General features: G+C 69.7%; 15 protein-coding genes and 2 pseudogenes. 8 read left to right on the top strand and 9 right to left on the bottom strand.

Features of this window, described 5'->3' with window-relative positions:
* Positions 1-334: 334 nt before the first annotated feature.
* Positions 335-490, top strand: coding sequence for a hypothetical protein (locus tag ACFY04_RS18165; RefSeq protein ID WP_389117780.1), 156 nt, complete (start codon positions 335-337; stop codon positions 488-490).
* 62 nt (positions 491-552) lie between these two features.
* Here ACFY04_RS18165 and ACFY04_RS18160 read toward each other — a convergent pair whose 3' ends face one another.
* From ACFY04_RS18160 to ACFY04_RS18150, 3 genes are all read right to left on the bottom strand, one after another.
* A complete protein-coding gene (locus ACFY04_RS18160) occupies positions 553-1,230 on the bottom strand; it encodes a hypothetical protein (protein WP_389117778.1) in 678 nt (225 codons plus the stop codon).
* Between the two features lie 71 nt (positions 1,231-1,301).
* Positions 1,302-1,454 carry a ribosomal protein L7/L12 gene (locus ACFY04_RS18155; protein ID WP_382539724.1) on the bottom strand — a complete coding sequence of 51 codons (153 nt, stop codon included), beginning with the start codon at positions 1,452-1,454 and terminating at the stop codon, positions 1,302-1,304.
* 214 nt (positions 1,455-1,668) lie between these two features.
* A complete protein-coding gene (locus ACFY04_RS18150) occupies positions 1,669-2,031 on the bottom strand; it encodes a hypothetical protein (protein WP_389117776.1) in 363 nt (120 codons plus the stop codon).
* Between the two features lie 409 nt (positions 2,032-2,440).
* Here ACFY04_RS18150 and ACFY04_RS18145 point away from each other — a divergent pair, with 409 nt between their 5' ends.
* Positions 2,441-2,677, top strand: a complete 237-nt coding sequence (locus tag ACFY04_RS18145; RefSeq protein WP_389117774.1) for a hypothetical protein — start codon at positions 2,441-2,443, stop codon at positions 2,675-2,677.
* Positions 2,678-4,025: 1,348 nt separating this feature from the next.
* Here ACFY04_RS18145 and ACFY04_RS18140 read toward each other — a convergent pair.
* The 3 genes and pseudogenes from ACFY04_RS18140 to ACFY04_RS18130 form a co-directional block, all read right to left on the bottom strand.
* Positions 4,026-4,568 (bottom strand): SMI1/KNR4 family protein, encoded by a 543-nt coding sequence (locus tag ACFY04_RS18140; RefSeq protein ID WP_389117772.1) that lies wholly within the window; start codon positions 4,566-4,568, stop codon positions 4,026-4,028.
* A gap of 25 nt (positions 4,569-4,593) precedes the next feature.
* Positions 4,594-6,110 (bottom strand): annotated as a pseudogene (locus ACFY04_RS18135) (RHS repeat-associated core domain-containing protein); the annotation flags it as partial.
* A gap of 294 nt (positions 6,111-6,404) precedes the next feature.
* Positions 6,405-7,256, bottom strand: a complete 852-nt coding sequence (locus tag ACFY04_RS18130; RefSeq protein WP_389117770.1) for an arylamine N-acetyltransferase — start codon at positions 7,254-7,256, stop codon at positions 6,405-6,407.
* 72 nt (positions 7,257-7,328) lie between these two features.
* Between ACFY04_RS18130 and ACFY04_RS18125 the strand changes: the two are divergent.
* Positions 7,329-7,686, top strand: a pseudogene (locus ACFY04_RS18125) (MarR family transcriptional regulator); the annotation flags it as partial.
* A 48-nt stretch (positions 7,687-7,734) separates the two neighbouring features.
* On the opposite strand, the gene ACFY04_RS18120 reads toward ACFY04_RS18125, so the two are convergent.
* The gene (locus tag ACFY04_RS18120) at positions 7,735-9,156 is read right to left on the bottom strand and encodes a serine/threonine-protein kinase (RefSeq protein WP_389117804.1); all 1,422 of its coding nucleotides are present in this window, start codon (positions 9,154-9,156) and stop codon (positions 7,735-7,737) included.
* 194 nt (positions 9,157-9,350) lie between these two features.
* Here ACFY04_RS18120 and ACFY04_RS18115 point away from each other — a divergent pair, with 194 nt between their 5' ends.
* Genes ACFY04_RS18115 through ACFY04_RS18105 form a run of 3 tightly spaced genes read left to right on the top strand, consistent with a single transcriptional unit; the run spans position 9,351 to position 12,882 of the window.
* A complete protein-coding gene (locus ACFY04_RS18115; RefSeq protein ID WP_389117769.1) occupies positions 9,351-11,321 on the top strand; it encodes an FHA domain-containing protein in 1,971 nt (656 codons plus the stop codon).
* A gap of 26 nt (positions 11,322-11,347) precedes the next feature.
* Positions 11,348-12,328 (top strand): hypothetical protein, encoded by a 981-nt coding sequence (locus ACFY04_RS18110; protein WP_389117768.1) that lies wholly within the window; start codon positions 11,348-11,350, stop codon positions 12,326-12,328.
* Positions 12,329-12,357: 29 nt separating this feature from the next.
* Positions 12,358-12,882 (top strand): DUF2199 domain-containing protein, encoded by a 525-nt coding sequence (locus ACFY04_RS18105; RefSeq protein ID WP_389117767.1) that lies wholly within the window; start codon positions 12,358-12,360, stop codon positions 12,880-12,882.
* 74 nt (positions 12,883-12,956) lie between these two features.
* Here the strand turns inward: ACFY04_RS18105 and ACFY04_RS18100 are convergent, their stop codons facing one another.
* Positions 12,957-13,493: a hypothetical protein gene (locus tag ACFY04_RS18100; RefSeq protein ID WP_389117766.1), complete on the bottom strand. Its 537-nt coding sequence runs from the start codon at positions 13,491-13,493 to the stop codon at positions 12,957-12,959.
* A 166-nt stretch (positions 13,494-13,659) separates the two neighbouring features.
* Between ACFY04_RS18100 and ACFY04_RS18095 the strand changes: the two genes are divergently transcribed.
* Both ACFY04_RS18095 and ACFY04_RS18090 read left to right on the top strand, forming a co-directional pair.
* Positions 13,660-15,189 (top strand): hypothetical protein, encoded by a 1,530-nt coding sequence (locus ACFY04_RS18095; protein ID WP_389117764.1) that lies wholly within the window; start codon positions 13,660-13,662, stop codon positions 15,187-15,189.
* A 433-nt stretch (positions 15,190-15,622) separates the two neighbouring features.
* Positions 15,623-16,048 (top strand): subtilase-type protease inhibitor, encoded by a 426-nt coding sequence (locus tag ACFY04_RS18090; RefSeq protein ID WP_389117763.1) that lies wholly within the window; start codon positions 15,623-15,625, stop codon positions 16,046-16,048.
* On the opposite strand, the gene ACFY04_RS18085 is transcribed toward ACFY04_RS18090, so the two are convergent.
* Positions 15,939-16,262 (bottom strand): TspO/MBR family protein, encoded by a 324-nt coding sequence (locus ACFY04_RS18085; protein ID WP_389117801.1) that lies wholly within the window; start codon positions 16,260-16,262, stop codon positions 15,939-15,941. The genes ACFY04_RS18090 and ACFY04_RS18085 overlap by 110 nt on opposite strands.
* Between the last annotated feature and the right edge of the window lie 118 nt (positions 16,263-16,380).

The raw sequence follows: 16,380 nt of genomic DNA, 5'->3' as shown, positions 1-16,380 counted from the left end.
CGGCAACCCGCCCCGGACCGCCACCGACGACGTGCTGGACCTCGCCGCCGCCCGCCGCGCCCGCCGGACGCAGCGGTGAGCAGCAAGACCACCCTTGCCGCGGCCGCCGTCCCCGCGCCCTCTGGTCGTGTGGGCCGCGCGCCTCGCCCCCGGGCCGCCGCGCACGGGCCCGCGCCGACCACGCCCTGTTCCGCCTCGCCCCCGGTTGCACCAGCCCGGCTGGACGACGGAGCGGCGTCGCCGGTACGCGAACGACCGGGGCTCGGACGTGACCCTGGTCGGTGTCACGGCCCGTTCGAACCGTCAGAAGTCGGATCAGGATCCGGCGGCGTGGATGCCGGTTCCGGCGGTGTGCTGCCGGTACATCGGTGAGTGGGTGGCGACCAAGCACCGGTGGGGTCTGGCGGTGGACCAGGCCGAGCGCGAGGCGCTGCTGGGGTACGCGGCCGGCTGCCCGAACGTGAACCTCGCCTTCGAGCGGGCCAGCTGACACAGCCCAGGCGGGAAACGGCGGCGGCGGTCACCAGCACGGTGACGGTCCGGTCCGTCGGGTCAGGAAGGCCGGCGGATTAGGTTTCTGGGTGATGTGCGGGCGAGCCAGGTCCGTGTCTCGTCTGCGGTCAGGGCGCGAGTCAGCTCGGCTGTGCCCGGGAGGTGTGGGAAGAACCGGTCTGCGTTCCAGCTGCGCCGGTATGCCGGTTCGTCGAGCACGAGCAGGCGGCGTCCCTCCACCACGGGGATGTCGTCGGGCAGCCCCTCGTTCCAGATCCGCTCGCCGTCCGGGGCGAGGAGTTCGAAGGCCCCGGTCGCGATGGCCTGGGTACGTCCGTGGGCGGGCTCGGGGTCCGTGGCCAGGCGGACGCTCTCTGCTGAAGGCCTGGCGCCGGGGATATAGCCGCCGCCGACGAGGACGTGGGCGAGGAGTGTGTGCAACTGGAAGTTGTCCCCGATGCCGCCGATGCGTATCTCGAACCCGGTCCCGGTGGGCCTGTGCAGCACTACGAGGGGCTCGTCGTCCAGAACCGCCAGCGCGTAGGCCAGGCACTTGAGGTCGTGCCGCTCCAGGGCCGCCAGGTCGCGGCAGGTGGGAAGGATCGCGGATGCGTGCCGGCGGCGCACCTCGGCGCTGCGGCACAGCACGGCCAGCGCGGGCGGCTGCCACTCTTCGACCGCGCACCAGGCCAGCGCCAGCTGCGTAGCCTCGTGCACGTCGCCGCCCAAGCGGGCCATCCGCAGGACCGCGAGGACAACGAGGGCGATCCGGTGCGGCGCGAGCTTGCGCCACGGCGAACCGATCCTGTTCAGATGGCCCCGGATGAGGCCGGCGACCAGGTCCAGGGTCGCGGCGTGCGCTCCACCGCGTCCTTGGCCTCCTTGAGGCCCGTACCCGTGGTCGCGCGGTATCGCTTGATCGCCTGGATTCTCCGGCCGGGTCCGGTCCGTCCTGTTGGCAATGCTCGCGGTGTTGAAGAGCACGATGAGGACGACAAGCGTCAATGCTGCGATTCCCTTGGCCGGGAGCCCAGTTCCGTTGCCTTCGCCCGCAGCGGCAACGTGTGTACGAACCTGTCGGGCCCGAACTGAGACACGGAAACGCCACGCCGGGTAGGCCCGGCGTGGCGTTTCCAAGCGCACCAAATTTAGCGCATGCAATATGTGAAAGGTAAATCAGCGAACGTCGCCGCGGAACATCCACTGCCCACGAATGCCATCGTCCGAAACGTGGCAGCTTGCGATGCAGATGAAGATCTTGCCGCCATTGACGCACTCGTTATAGCTGCGTACCTCATTGTCGGGGTAGCGGACGTCGATCTGCGCGGCATTGAGGGACGGGCCCTTACGGACCGGCGCGATCCTCTTCACCGTGTACTTGTGACTGTCCGGGCGGCACTGGATGGTGCCCAGTGCCTCAACGCCGCTGGTGGCGATGGTGGTGGACGTGGGGATGGCGGCCTGGGCGGTGGCGCCGAACCCCCACAGGGCCAGAGCCGTTCCGGCGGTCAGTACTGCCGCACGCATTCCGAACTTCACAATTTCTCCGCTTCCCGTACCATTTCTCCACCGGTGTGTCCGTCAGTCTTAAGGCGGGCCGGGTCAGGGCACCGCAGGTGACCCCTTTCGGGGGTGGAGGGGTGCTTTAGCATCGGCCTCGCGGCGAGCCGTCAGCAACGACGATTCCCGCATCGTGATCAGATCTTGATCAAGGTAACTTTGCCTCCGCTAAGCGGAGTTGAGCATTCGGGGAGGTTCCGCTCAGCCCGGATCCATCGGTTGATGCCTGTGGACAGTCCTTCTGGAAACGAGGAAGAGCCTTGTGACCTGCGATGATTGGGAGTTGTGAGGCTTCCAGTACGCGCGCCCGCCAAGATGATGTCGCTGCTGGGCGCGATGTGCCGGGGCCGACTCCATCGACGATGCCGACCGGCTGCGGCACGGCGCGATGGGCCGGGCCTTCGCCGGCATACGCGCTCCGTCCACGCTGGGTACTTTCCTGCGGTCCTTCACCCACGGCAACAACCGGCAACTGCACCGGGTACACCGCGATTTCCTGGCCCGTCTCGCGGCGCACACCGCGTTGCTGCCCGGCGCGGGTGCGCTGATGTTCATCGATATCGACCCTGCCCACCGCCGGGTCTACGGCCGTGCCAAGCAAGGCGCCGAGCACGGCCGCACCTGATCCACGTCCCCGCCCGCCTGGCCCGCACCACGAGGATCAAGGCGACCGCTCACCTGCCCGAGCATTGAGGTCCCGCCACCCCGATTCTCGCTGGTGAGAGGGGCTGGTGTGCTGTCGCGGTGAGGTGCTCGTGCTGGTCCGGGCGGAGATCGTTAGCACGTGATCGTCCGTCATGGGCGGTCTCTGGCGTTCTCGGGCCGGGGTAGCGGTCCGTTTCGTAGCCTCCCGGCGGGAGGGATTCGTATGACGGACGTGCTGACATGGACGGTCCAGCAGCGGCTTGAGCTTGAGGAACGGGCTGAGCTGCTCCGCAGGGAACCGGCCGGAGCTCAGCGCTGACGGGGTTTTCCTGTCGGTGACGTGGCACACTGCCTGCCCGCACCACGCGGCCGATCTCATCCTCGCCGCGCCCGATCGTCGAGGAGGCGACGGGGCCTGCCGGCAAGTAGGGCCTGTCTGACAGGTCGCGTGAGGTGCCCACTGCCCTTGCGGGCCGTGGCGTCGAGCCCTTCGAGCGTGGACTCCTGGTGTTCTCCCGCTCCTTCTCCGCGATCGCGGCGAGGAAGGTGAACAGTGGCTGGCCATGAGTATGAGGTCATCCATCCCCGCGAGGGGGCAGGCGGTCATCTCCACCGTCAGGCAGTGGGCCGACAGATGGTCGGCGAGCACGGTGAGCCAGCGGTGTCCCGGCCCAGGCGCTGCATCTCGTACATCTGAGGATGATCTGGGAGCGCGTGGCGTGGGCCTTGATCTCCCGGGCGGTGGCCGGCGAGGCCCCGAACAGCGGACGGACCCGTACGCGCGTGCTGCTTCTGGCTCAACTCCGCGACGCAGCTCCACCGAAGTTGAGTCATGGGTGTGGCGTGCCGCGGCTGGTTTGCCGTGGCACGCCGTTGGGTTCAGCTGGTGGCAGCTCCCGGACTCTGTGGGTGTGGGTGTGGCTGCCGAACTCCGGCAGCAGCACGGGCCCGTTCCGGAAGTCGAACCCCGGGTACGCGAAGGCGAGCCCGTCTCCAGCCCACTCCCATGCGGCCAGCGGCACCACCCGTCCGCACGCCGGACACGGCGCTTCGGCCCAGCCGGTGTTCCACCATTCGTCCATGGCCGGCGAGAACGCCTCACGGACGCGCCCTACGGGCCGGGTCGTCCAGATCGAGTGGTGCGCGGCCGGATCGAAAGCCGTGGGACCGGCAGCCAGCAGCCCGCACAGGGCCTCCTGCGCGGGCTGCTCCCGCCTCGGCGCTTGGGCAACGTCCAACCGGCTTCGTTCTGCGCCGTCGAGGCCCTGGGGTGAGGGATGGGTCAGGTCGTGTCCGGGCTGGGGAGTTGGCATTTTGGGGCCTGTAACTCACAAGAAACTGGAACTGGAACAGAATTCGTGCGGTTCCTCCGATGGGAAGTCGTAGAACATTTCGGAATCCGTATCACCGGTGAGAAGAATGGACTGGAGGAACTCAGAACACGACTGGGTATGGAACTCCCAGTCCCGGCCACGTCCCTCTTTGATGAGGACGGTCCACTGATCGGGTTCCAGGCCCGGGCGGGCTAGCCAGTAAAGGCAGTCGCCGTTCTCGGTCACGGCCCAGGCGACGGTGCGGGATCCTGCCTCTGCGAGTTCGGCGGGCTTGGGTTCTCCGCCCTTCCAGAGCCCGTGCTGTGCTTCGACGCGGTCGTGGTTCTCAGTCACCAGGTCGCAGTGCCTGTTGGGGCAGTCCGGCTCGAGTACCCAGATGGCGTCGTCGAAGAGACCACCGCCGTACAGGTCGACGAGCTGCTTGTAGTCGCTTGGGAGGATTGTTCCGAGCTCCTCTTCAACACGCGCCCAGTTGTGGGCCCGGGGAGCATCCGATGGTGGGATGGCTTCGACGAGGTGGGCGATGGCAGGGTTCACGGCCGCTCCTTCAGCTTGAGTTTCGCTATCTCTTGGGTACGTTGGGGATGGTGATTATGTCTGATTTGAAGTCCTGGCCTTCGTAGGGCCTGAACTGGAATCCCCGGCTTCCGTTGACCTCAAGGGTGAGTCCCACGGGAATCAGGTCCGTTGCGTTGTTTGTGCGGTAGATCGGGGTGACGGTGTACTCGATCGTCTCACCTCGATCGACGGCGTCGCGGATTGGTTCTCGATGTGGACCATCACGGGAGTGTTGGCGTACGCATGCATAGTGACGAAGTTCCGGGGATCCTTGTTGGAACCGCCGATTTGCGCGCCGAGCAGGTGGGTCCTGTTGTATCCCTTACCGCTTTCCCAGCCTGCCACCCCACCCCTCACGCGCGGCCTGGTCTTGCCGCCGGTCATGTGCGGCCGGATGGATGCGTGCATTGTGCCCGCGCGTCTTCCAGGTCCTGTGCTGTAACTGACGAGCCCGCCCCATGTGGGGTCGGTCTCGTCGCACGGTGTGAGTCCGAGCGGGTCGGAGAGCGTATGAGGGTTGTCGACGTACGTGGCCGGGTTGGGAGCCGGGTCCAGGCCCATTGGGTCGAGAGTGAGGTAGCGGGCCGTTCCCGGGTCGTAGTGCCTGAAGTGGTTGTGGTGGAGCTCGGTCTCGGCATCGAAGTACTGACCAGGGAAGCGCAGGGGAGTGTGGGCAGTGGCGTCCCGGTTCCAGACGGTGGTGCCCCGCAGGGTGCTGCGGCTGTGCCAGGCGATGCGGCCGCTCTCATCGACGAGTTCGGTGGGGGTGCCGATCTGGTCGGTGACGATGGCGAAGAAGCGCCGGTCGATAACGTCTTGTGGAGCACCGGCGAGGGACTTGCTTTCTGCCTGGGCCACCGGCTTGTAGCCGTCATGGTCCCAGGTGAGCGTCAGTTCCTCCGGGCTCCCGGCTACCCGGGTGGTCTGCTCGGCGAGGGTGGTTCCGTCCCATGCGAACAGAGTCTCTTCGGCGATTCCGGTGCCGTCGGGCGACAGTCGCTGTTTGGCGATACGCCGACCGAGCGGGTCGTACCGGTAGCGCCAGCGGGCGCCGTCGGGGGTGGCCACCTCAGTCAGGCGGTCCTCGGCGTCCCACGTGTAGCGCCAGGTGTCCGGTTTGCGGGAGAGTCGGGTCTTCTGGCGCAGGACGGCACGGCCCTGCAGGTCGTATTCGTAGCGGACGAATCCGGCGCGGGTGATGCGGGTGCCGGTGTAGCTGCGATCGCCACGCGCCTCGGTGGCGGGCAGGGTGTCCGGCCAGGAGGCGTAGGTCTGATTGCCTGCCTCGTCGTAGGCGTAGCGTTCGCTCCACCCGGCAGCGTCGACGGCGGTGACCCTCCCTGTGGTGTCCAGGGTGAACGAGCGGCGGCCCGCCCGCTGGTCGGTGACGGCGTTCAGCCGTCCGTCCGGGCCGTAGGCGTACTCGCGCCGCTCGGGCGGTAGCGGGGAGCCCGGGGAGGTAAGGATCTGTGCGTTCGGTCGCCCGGCGGGGTCGTAGGCGTGGGTCAGAGTGAAGACGTCGGCCGGGCCATGGCCGACTCGCTCCGCGAGTTCGCTGGAGAGCCTGACCGATGCGCGCGATCACTACGCTCAGTACACCGCTGAGGCGAGAGCAGCGGATGAGGATTCACTGGTCAACGGCGGCGCAGGTGCCTGGTGGGCACCTGCGGCACGAAGAATGCGCGACATGGGTCACTCAACCTGAGCACACGCGTCCTCCCCGCGCATGGGCGAGTGAGGCCGCCGCGACGATGCCGGGCAACACACCCCCTCACACCAACTGCAGCCCCGCTCAGGGTTCTCGTGCCCGGCGCGTCAGAGCGTTGCTGCACGCTGCTCTGCGGCCTCCCACTCCTGGTGTGCGGTGTGGACGCGGTGCCACAGCGCCGCTCGCGCGGAGGCGTCGATGTCGGTCAGGTTGAGATGGAACACGTCGGCCAGTGCGTCGTACCAGTCGTCGGCCGAGTCGATGGTCCGCTCGTACGTGCCCTCGGCGTCGATCCGGCGCAGCACACAACCGCGCAGCATGTCCACGCCCTTGGCGTCGCGGAGCTGAGCTTGGAGAACCCGGACGAATCCGGACTCGGGGGAAGTGGAAAGCCGGTGATGCTCCGCAGCGAAGGAGGACAGCTCCACGGGATCCGGCGCGAAGACCATCGCCGTGAAGGCGCCGCGGGGGTCATGGGTGAACCGCCAGCCGCCGGGCACCACCACCGACGGGGCCATCGCGTAGGTGAACGGTCCTTGGGTGTAGGTGCCTTCGCGCAGCGGCAGTGGCTCGTACATTCCGCCGGCGAGCCCGGTGTCGACCAGCCACCGTTCGCCGTCGATCCCCACGGTGAGCGCGAGATGGTCGCCGCCCGGGCCCTTGCGGTCCTCGATCTCGCCCTGCACCCCGGCCCGGTGCAGGGTCACGTCGTAGCCGAGAGCCGTCAGCAGCGCGGCGAAGGCCCCGTTGAGGTGGAAGCAGTAGCCGCCGCGCCCGCGCAGGATCCGGGCCACGGATTCCGCGGCGCCGATGCCCGTCGGCTGTCCCAGTTGGTTGTCGAGGGTCTCGTAGGCGACCCGTTCCACCTGCGCCCGGTGCAGTGCCCGCAGGGCTTCGGCGGTCGGGGCCGTCGGCCGGGCCACCTCCAGCACGGCCAGATACCCGTCGACGTCGATCATGCTCCCCCTCACCGTCCGAACGGATGATCAGCCTAGTGGCCGGTAGCGCCCGTCCCATGCTCCGCCCTGGGTACTACGCCCTCCCTGACCACCCCACAGACCACTTCCTCCGGGCCGGGGGCTCAGCAGCGTGACGAGTCGCAGCGCATCGCGCACACCGCCCAGCTGAGCCCGCTCGCGGAAGGACCGCACGAGATCGCCCGGGTCGTGGACCAGTTGCTCCACCGCGGCCGGCTCTCGACCGACGGCACACGGCGGCTGCACCTCACCGAGGCCGGGAAAGCAGCCAGGGCGCGGCTGCGGCAGCTGGTGACCGAGCAGCGTGGCCGTGGTCCACCAGGGCATCGGCGACGAGGAGTACGTGGCCGCACTGAAGGTGCTGCGCAGGATGGTCGCCAACGTCGAGGCCGCGGAGCCCCAGGCCCCTTGAGCGGCCTCTTGACGGCCCCGCCCGCCGCCGGCCGGGCCCGTGCGGGGTTCAGTTGGTGCAGGTGATCGAGAAGGGGACCGGGTTGGAGGTGGTGCGGGTGGGGCTCTGGAGTTCCACAGCCATCCCGGTCGTCAGCGTGCCTGTCTTCGCGTAGGTCGCCAGGCGTATGGTGTCGCGTCCCGTCGGGTTGGCCTTGTCCCCGATCGACAGGGTGCGCCAGTGCGGATCCACCACCGAGCCGTCGCCGGACACCCAGCGGTAGGAGATCAGCGTCGGCTCGGACGCGGTGAAGGTCGCGGTGAACGCGGGGGCCCGGCCCTCGGGGGTCGGGCAGCTGCCGGTGTAGGTCGTGTTCGCGCCCGTCACCGATACCCGTACGCCCGAACCGGGTTCGGTGGCCTGGTCGTTGCCGGTGAGTGCGTAGGCGATCCCGCCGCCGATCAGGACACAGGCGGCCGTGCCGGCCGCGACGAAGGTCATCGTACGGCGCTTGCGGGGCGGGGCGGCGACCGCGGCGGCCGCCCCGGTCGCGGGTTCCGCCGAGAGGCCCTGGGCCATGGCGGTGGCGGCTTCCGCCGGGGTCGGCAGGATGCGGGCCGCCCCTGTGGTGGCGCCCGGTTCCTGCGCGATGGCCCGCAGGGCCTCGGCGACTTCGGCGGCGGGCGTCCGCTGCGCGGGCTCCTTGCGGAGCAGCCCCGCGATCACCGGGGTGAGCGGGCCGGCGCACGTCGGTACCGGCGGTTCCTCGTCCACGACGGCCCGCAGGGTGCTCAGCGCGGTGTCCTGCCGGAACGGGGAAATCCCCTCCACGGCCGCGTACAGCATCACGCCGAGGGACCACAGGTCCGACTCGGGGCCCGACGGGCGGCCCAGCGCGCGCTCCGGCGGCAGATACTCGGGGGAGCCGACCACCTCGCCGGTCATGGTCAGGGCGGTGCTGCCCTCGACCATCGCGATACCGAAGTCGCTGAGCACCACCCGCCCGTCGTCCGCGAGCAGCACGTTCGCCGGCTTGACGTCCCGGTGCTCCACCCCGACGGCATGGGCGGCCCGCAGCGCGTTCAGCACCTCCGCGCCGATGTACGCGGCGTACCGGGGGGTGAGCGGCCCCTCGGTACGCAGCAGCTCGGCCAGCGACTGCCCCCGGATCAGCTCCATCACGATCCAGGGACGGTCGTCCGCCATGACCACGTCGTGCACCGTGACCACGTTGCGGTCGGGTATCCGGGCCGCCGCCCACGCCTCCCGCTCCAGCCGGCTGTACATCCGGGCGATGTCATCGCCCCACAGGCCGGCCGGGACCCGCACCTCCTTGACGGCGACCTCCCGGTGCAGGGTCTCGTCGCGGGCCCGCCACACGGTGCCCATTCCGCCTTCGCCGAGCCGGGACAACAGTCGGTAGCGGCCCGCGATCAACGGTTCCCCACCCGCCGGACCCGGTGCGGGGGTGGCAGCGAGCGCGGTCTCCATCACGGTCTCGGATTCGTCGTTGTACATGGGGTGGTTCTCCTCTATCGGCGGCCGACGCGAGCATCACGTACGGACCGGGCCCCCGGTTCAGGGGGACTCAAAAGATTCCAAGAAATGGTTGAACCGAACACCTTCTCGATGACGTGTCTCTGTCGTACGAGTCATCAGCAGCATCGTTTTCCAAGGGGTGTGGAGTGCCATCGGTCATCGTCGGGCGCACGGGTCCGTTCACCGGACAGAGCGTGGTTCTGGGCAGCGAGCCCCTCAGCTTCGGGCGCAAGAGCGACAACGACGTCGTGATCGTCAGCCCCAGTGCCTCCCGGCTGCACGCCGAGATCCTCACGGAGGACCCCGGGTTCGTCCTCTACGACCGGGACAGCCGGAACGGCACGTTCGTGAACGACCAGCGTGTCACCCGGCATGTGCTGCGCCCGAACGATTGCATCCGGATCGGTGACGAAACGTTCCTCTATGAGGCGCAGGACGCCATGGAGACGGTCATGGACCTCTCCCTCCTGGACGTTCCCCGGGTCGGCACCGCGGACCCCGGCATGCTCCGGGTCACCATCACCGGCGGCGGCCCGGTGGGCCTCGCCTTCGCCCTGGCGCTCGACGAGATGCTGCCCGGCCGGACCGTCATCACCCTCTACGACGGGCGCTGGACCCGGAAGGGCCCCGCGGTGGTCTGGAAGGACGAGACCCAGGGCAACTTCCGCCGCCAGCAGGTGGTGACCGTCCAGAGCCGGCAGTACCTCGCCCTGTCCGAGGAGGTCCGCGGCGCGCTGTTCGACGACGCAGGCGCCTATTCCGAGATGTGGCCCGTCGGCCCGGACTCGGTCGACGGCCACCCGCCCCGCAACATCCGGATCGCACACATCGAGGACCGGTTGCTGGACCTGGCCAACCGGCGGCCGGCGATCCGCCTCGTCCCCAGACGCTTCGACGCGACGGAGCAGCAGAACCGGCTCACCCAGGAACACGTCCTCGTGGTCTGCGAGGGCGGCCGCTCCCGCACCCGCGAGCACTACGCCGACCGCTTCGGCGCGGCCGACGCCTCGATCTACTCCCTCGACGGCGAACACCTTCAGGACGTCGTGCTGGGGCTGCGGGTCAGATCGAAGCTGCCGGACCCGATGAGCGTGCTGCTCACGGTGTCGCAGAACCGCTTCCTGCTCAACTCGCTGCGCGGCGAGGGCTTCCTGAACATGCGGCTCACCCGGGAGGAGGCCAAGAACGTCATCGGCATCGACCCGGTCCGCCACGTCTTCGAGGAGTGCATCGCCGCCCGCCCCTGCCTGATGAGCCGGCAGGAGGAGGACAACGAGTTCCGCTGCCCCACCCACGGCACCCTCTTCCTGCCCGCCCTGCTGCGCAGTTCCCCGCTGTGGAAGGAGATCCGGCAGGGCCTCAGCCTCTTCGGCGTGGCCGAGGAAGACCTGTCGGCGATCACCTCGTTCCGGCTGGACATGGTGCAGCGCCCGCGGTTCACGGCGCAGCTGCACCGGCCGACCGCGACCAGCCCCGGCACCTTCGGCTTCCTGCTGGGCGACGCGGCCAACGCCATCCACTTCTGGCCGGGCCGCGGCCTCAACAGCGGCCTGGCCTCGGCCACTTCACTGGCCCGTTCGCTCAGCCGCGCCTGGCAGGGCAGGCCGCTGCGGGATGCCGACTTCATCCGGCACGAGGCCGCCATGTCCATGCTCCAGTACCGGCACAAGAGCCGGGCCTGGAACGCCATGGTGACCACCGATGACCAGGGCGTCACCCGTGCCATCAGGGACATCATCGCGCGCAGCGCGGAGGCCGGAGGCGCTGCCGGTCCCGGAACCCGTGCCGGTACCCGTGCCGGTGCCGGTGCCGGTGCCGGTTCCGGTTCCGGGGCCGCGGACGGGAGCGACCTGGACGCGCTGCTGGACCGGATGGCCGGAATCCGCGACCGGCTGGCAACCCGGCTGCCCGGCCTGCCCACGGACGGGGAACTCCGCTCCCACCTCGCCTCGATCGCCCCCGCCACCCTGCGCACCCTGAGGGAGAGCGGCGCCTGGGACACCCTGATCGTCGGTGGCGAGGAGGCCGACATCGACCTCTTCTACCAGTCGGACTCCCCGGTCTTCGTACCCCGCCCGGCCGACCCCCGGAGGGCACCGGCCCCGGTGGCCGGGTGACCCGATCCGGGCGTTAGCCTCGGCGGATGACTCCTGCGCAGCCTCCGAAGGTCATCACGCGCCACCGCGACGGCCGGATCCATGCCTACGTGGTGGACCCTGGCGCCTTCGGGACGCTGGAGCCGGCCGCGGTGTTCCGGCCGCGCGCCGGAGACGAGGTCGTGGAGTCCGTGGTCCGGCCCGATCTGCAGCGGGTCGTGTACGTGACGCGGAACGGAGTCGTCTGCCTCACCCGCGCCGGTGACCTGGTGTGGGAGTCGGCCTTCGAGCCGCACTCCGACGTGCGCCACGGCCACTGGCCCGGCTGTTCGCTGTCCCTGGACGGCCGCACCGTGTGGGTCTACCGGCCGGACGTGATGGCGCAACGCGGTCGTGAAGACCGATGGGTCGTGTACGGCGCCGACACCGGGGAGGTCCTCGCCGGCCGGGAACTGGAGACCGCCGGGCACGGCGCCCGCCACTGCGTGCACCCGGTGGACGGCAGCGTGTACCTCGACATCGGTGAGGGCCAGGACGGGTCCGTCATCCTCAGGGGTGTGACCGGAGCCGACGGGGCACCGCGGTTCGAGACGTACCCGTGGCCGGACCGCTGCATGATCGACCTGGCGCCGGGCGGGCAGCAGTTCATGACCGTCGACCACGGGCAGGGGGATGTGGCCTTCCACCACCACCCCGGCGGGGACGTGCTGTTCACCCTGTCCGTCGAAGCCTTCGGGTACGACCCGGAGGACACCTTCGTGGAATGGAGCGGCGGTTACCTGACCCCGGACACGGCCGTGGTCACCCTGGGCGGTGAACGCCAGGACGAGGAGGAATGGTTCCGCCACCACCTCGTCGACCTCCGCACGGGCACGGTCGGCGACGAGATCGACCTCGGCGTGACCAACCCGTACGAGGGCGTACCCCTGGGCGACGGCTCCTGGCTCACCGAAGGCCCCGACGGCCACCCCGTCCGCCGGTCGCGCACTTCGGTGCGCGCCGGGTTGCAGTCGGCTTGTCACAGCTGATCGCTAGTGCTGTGACCGGGCTCTCCGTCATGACCAGTGATCGCGGATACACCTGCTCGTGCTGCGGCGCCCACCACTCCGAGCTGCCCCTGCACTACGCGGCCGAGGCTCCGGCCGTGTGGGATCCGGCGTTCGCCGAGGCCGACGACTGCCTGCTCTCGTCGGACCAGTGCGTGATCAAAGCCCAGCACTACTTCGTCAAGGGTCTGATCGAGATACCGGTCGTCGGCAGCGACGAGACGTTCTCATGGGCTGTCTGGGTCTCGCTCAGCCGCGAGAACTTCTCCCGCGCCACGGACCTGTGGGAGACACCGGGCCGGGAGTCCGAGCCGCCGTACTTCGGCTGGCTCACCACCGAGCTGCCGGTCTACCCGTCCACGACGCTCAACCTGAAGACCAACCTCCACACCCGCCCGCTCGGCGAGCGCCCGTTCGTCGAGCTCGAACCCACCGGCCATCCCCTCGCCGTCGAGCAGCGGACGGGGATCACCCAGGACCGCGTGCGTGAGATCGCCGCGGCCGTGCTGCACCCCGCCGGCGACGGGCGGCGGTGAGGGGCGGCGGTGAGGGGCAGCGGTGAGGGGCGGCGGAGAGGGGATGCGCCGGGCACGTGCGAGGACGCCGCGGGTCAGTCCTCGTCCGAGCGGGACAAGGCTTCGGTGACCATGCGGGTGGCGAAGTCGTGGTCTCCGGTGAGCCGGTTGATGTGCTCCGCGAGCAGCAAGGCCGTGGCTTCCAGGGAGTTCATCTCGTCCCCGGTCCAGTCCCCGTACTGCTTGCGCCACAGATTGGGACTCAGGCCGGTGGCGGCCGCGACGACCAGGCCGACCATGGTGGGGATGACCTCGGGGCGGATGCTCTTGGGCATCATGCGCAGCGAGGCCACGAAGCTGGGCACCACGTACTCGATGACGTCGCTGCCCTGGTCCTCGTGCGCCATCCGCAGCCACTGCACGAACATGTAGATGAGCGTGCACGCGCCGTCCACCAGGTCTTCGGCCTCCTCGGGGCCCAGTGACGCGGTGAACTGGTCGATCAGCTGCTGCTGTTCGGGGTCGGTCCCGGCCTTGCCGGAGTAGACGGCCTTGAGCCGTGAGTCGATCATCATGAGTGCCGCACCCACATCACCGACGGCAGCATGCTGGGAGTCACAGGGCGATGGCACAGGATTCCTCCTCGGGTGACCGTGCGCAACTCGGCGTGCTCGTACAGTAGCCCCCCGGCGGGAGGGCGGTCAGCGGAATCCCTGCGTCAACGCAAGCCGGTGACATGGTCCGGTCCGGGGTGGAGAATCGGACGCAGTGACGTGGGGCCGAGGGGCGGGGGCGCTGATGGGTCGGGCACTGCGCGTGGGGATCGTGGTTCTGCCGGTGGGGTTCGTGCTCTGGTACGCCTCGTACTACACGACCATCGCGGTCTGGGAGTTGCGCAAGCTCTTCGCCTGGTTCGCCCTGCCTCTGCTGGCCGCGGCGGCCACCGCGGTCGGCGTACTGCTGGTGGGATGGCTGCGGCGGCGTGCGGGGCGCGGTGCGGGCGCCGGGAACGCGGCCGTCGCCCTCGGATGCCTGGGCGCCGTCGTCGGACTGGGCCTCACCGTCGGCTGGCTGGTGTACGGCTCGTACCTGCAGGACCGTGCGTACATGGCCACCTCCCAGGTCGTGACCGACCCCGTACCCGCTCTGGCGGCCCGGGTGCCGTACGTGGCCGGCAAGGCGCAGGCCGCCCCGCACCTGGGTGATGTCACCGGCGAGATCTCCGACATCACCTACCTGCCCGACTCGGACCGGTTCGCCACCCTGGTCGAGCGGCGCGGCTGGCTGGCCGGGTACGAGGTCGGCCTCGTGCAGGACGTCCCCCTCGGCGGCGAGAGCCGCAGCCAGGAGCGCTGCCCGTTCGACGTGTCCCGGGCGGACGCGAGGATCAGCGGCTGGTTCACCCACAACCTCGGCAGGAAGATCTCGGCCGAGAAGCGCTGGGTCCGGTTCGAGGCCGACGACGCGTATGTGACCTGCTCGGGCGGCAACCCGGTCGTGGTCGTCCCGCTCAAGCGGCAGACCGGGATCCTCGTGGTGACCGAGCGCCCCGCCGGTGTCGCGCTCTACGACGGGCGGACCGGAAAGCTCACCGTCACCGCCGACACCTCCGCCGTTCCCGGTCCGTCCTATCCGATCAGCCTGGCGGCCCGCCAGCGGGAAGGAACGGCCGCGGTGGGCGGCTTCAGCGACTGGTGGTTCGAGCGCAGCGGATGGGACGCCTCCGAGGACGGCGCCAACGAGGGCAACGAGTCCGAGTTCACCATGCGGTACGCCGAAGGGGCCGGGCGCAGTGCGTACGTCACCCCGCTCACCCCGCAGGGGGAGGCCAGTTCGGTCGTGGCCGTGTCGACGGTGCCCACCCGCCACCAGGGCGGTGGGCTAGCGCCGATGACCGTCCATCGCCTCGATCCGGCGTGGTCGTCCCCGAAGGCGCTCGTCGCCCTGATCAAGGCGGAGTACCGGGACGTCTGCTGCTACAACGACGACCAGGTGTTCGAGGTCGTACCCACCGGGGGCGGAACGTGGACGGCCACCGTCGGCAGCGAGCAGAACGTCCGCTACCGGGTGGAGGGGAAGGGCCAGGTGGGCGGCCGTGAGGCGACCTGTCTGAAGGCCGCCGACGGAGCGCTCATCCGGTGCGCGTACGTGGTGCCCGGATCGCCCGAGGAGCAGGAGCTCAAACGCCGGGAGCAGCAGAAACAGCAGCAGCAGGAGGGTGCGAAGAACCCGGGGGACCCGGGCGACCTGACGGCCTATACGAACGAGCAGCTGGCTGAACTCCAGCGCCGGATGACCGAGGAGATCAGCCGCCGCCTGAAGGCCTGAAGGCCTGCAGACCGGGTGACCGGGTGACCGGACCGATCATGCGAAGGCCGCCTCACCGTCCGGCGAGGCGGCCTTCGCGTGTGAGCGACGTCCTCCGACGGCCGTTGGAGCCGGCGCGCGGGCGCGTCACCGCATCGATCCGGTCACCCTGGTGGGCCCTTCGGTAAACCGTGCGTGGCCGCCACCTGGGCAGCGGGTGCGGGAGATCGCGTCACGCCGGTCGATGCGCCGCGCTTCTCCGTGGTGCGGGCCTGCGGGCACCCGGCGGGAGCTGCGTGAACACCCCTCGTTTCACCGACATTCGAACGGCCTGTCCGTAAATCGACCGCCCATGTGCGGTAGACCTTCACACCTGGCAGGCTCAGCCCCAGTTGAGCGCTGCATGAAAGTTCTGACGCGCCAAACAACCTTTGAATCGAAAGTGGGCCTTGCCATGCGTCACCGCTTAGCCACCGTCTCCGCCGCCACTCTCCTCTGCCTCGCCGGCACCGCGGGCCTGGCGGAAGCGAGCCCCGCGAGCCTGTACGCACCCTCCGCGATGGTCCTCACCGTCACCCAGGGGGACGACGCCGCCACGGGCACGGTCCTGCGGGCGGCCGTCCTGAGCTGTGCCTACACCGCCGAGGGCACGCATCCCGCCCCCCGGGCCGCGTGCGACGCCCTCAACGCCACCGGTGGCGAGTTCGACCGCCTGCTGGCCGCTCCGGATACGGGCCGGGCGTGCCCGAGGCGCTACGACCCCGTCACCATCACCGCGGACGGTGTGTGGAACGGTGACCGCGTCGCATGGAAGCACACCTTCCGCAACGCGTGCGTGATGTCCGCGACCCTGAACGGCAACGCACTCTACGCGTTCTGACGCTCCCGCCTCCCGCCTGCCGTCTCCCGCCTACGCGTTGAGGTGCCGGATCGCCGCGTTGAGCGCCGTCGCGTAGGTCACGCCGTACGCGCGGGCGGTCCGGGCATCTCCAGACCAGCCAGGCGGCGATCGCGATCGTCGCGTACAGCACGGTCCGGACCGGGCCGAAGGCCCAGGCGGGCGGCGCCCACGACGGCCGCTCCAGCGAGCGCATCGGCAGGCGTGGCACGGGGCCGGCCGCCACCTCGGGTGGCGGCCGGCCCCGGCGGGCCGGAGGCCGGGTGCGGGGGGTGAGGGTGGGGCTGCCGTACCAGGGACACCCCCGTCACGGG

It is taken from the genome of Streptomyces sp. NPDC001549 (assembly GCF_042894025.1).
Classification (GTDB): Bacteria; Actinomycetota; Actinomycetes; order Streptomycetales; family Streptomycetaceae; genus Streptomyces; species Streptomyces kutzneri.
This window is presented reverse-complemented; position numbering and strand designations above follow the sequence as displayed.

Coding starts and splice junctions, on each gene's coding strand:
- ACFY04_RS18165 (WP_389117780.1), top strand. CDS start 335: ATGCCGGTTCCGGCGGTGTGCTGCCGGTACATCGGTGAGTGGGTGGCG.
- ACFY04_RS18160 (WP_389117778.1), bottom strand. CDS start 1,230: ATGGCCCGCTTGGGCGGCGACGTGCACGAGGCTACGCAGCTGGCGCTG.
- ACFY04_RS18145 (WP_389117774.1), top strand. CDS start 2,441: ATGGGCCGGGCCTTCGCCGGCATACGCGCTCCGTCCACGCTGGGTACT.
- ACFY04_RS18130 (WP_389117770.1), bottom strand. CDS start 7,256: ATGATCGACGTCGACGGGTATCTGGCCGTGCTGGAGGTGGCCCGGCCG.
- ACFY04_RS18120 (WP_389117804.1), bottom strand. CDS start 9,156: ATGGAGACCGCGCTCGCTGCCACCCCCGCACCGGGTCCGGCGGGTGGG.
- ACFY04_RS18110 (WP_389117768.1), top strand. CDS start 11,348: ATGACTCCTGCGCAGCCTCCGAAGGTCATCACGCGCCACCGCGACGGC.
- ACFY04_RS18105 (WP_389117767.1), top strand. CDS start 12,358: ATGACCAGTGATCGCGGATACACCTGCTCGTGCTGCGGCGCCCACCAC.
- ACFY04_RS18095 (WP_389117764.1), top strand. CDS start 13,660: ATGGGTCGGGCACTGCGCGTGGGGATCGTGGTTCTGCCGGTGGGGTTC.
- ACFY04_RS18090 (WP_389117763.1), top strand. CDS start 15,623: ATGCGTCACCGCTTAGCCACCGTCTCCGCCGCCACTCTCCTCTGCCTC.
- ACFY04_RS18085 (WP_389117801.1), bottom strand. CDS start 16,262: ATGCGCTCGCTGGAGCGGCCGTCGTGGGCGCCGCCCGCCTGGGCCTTC.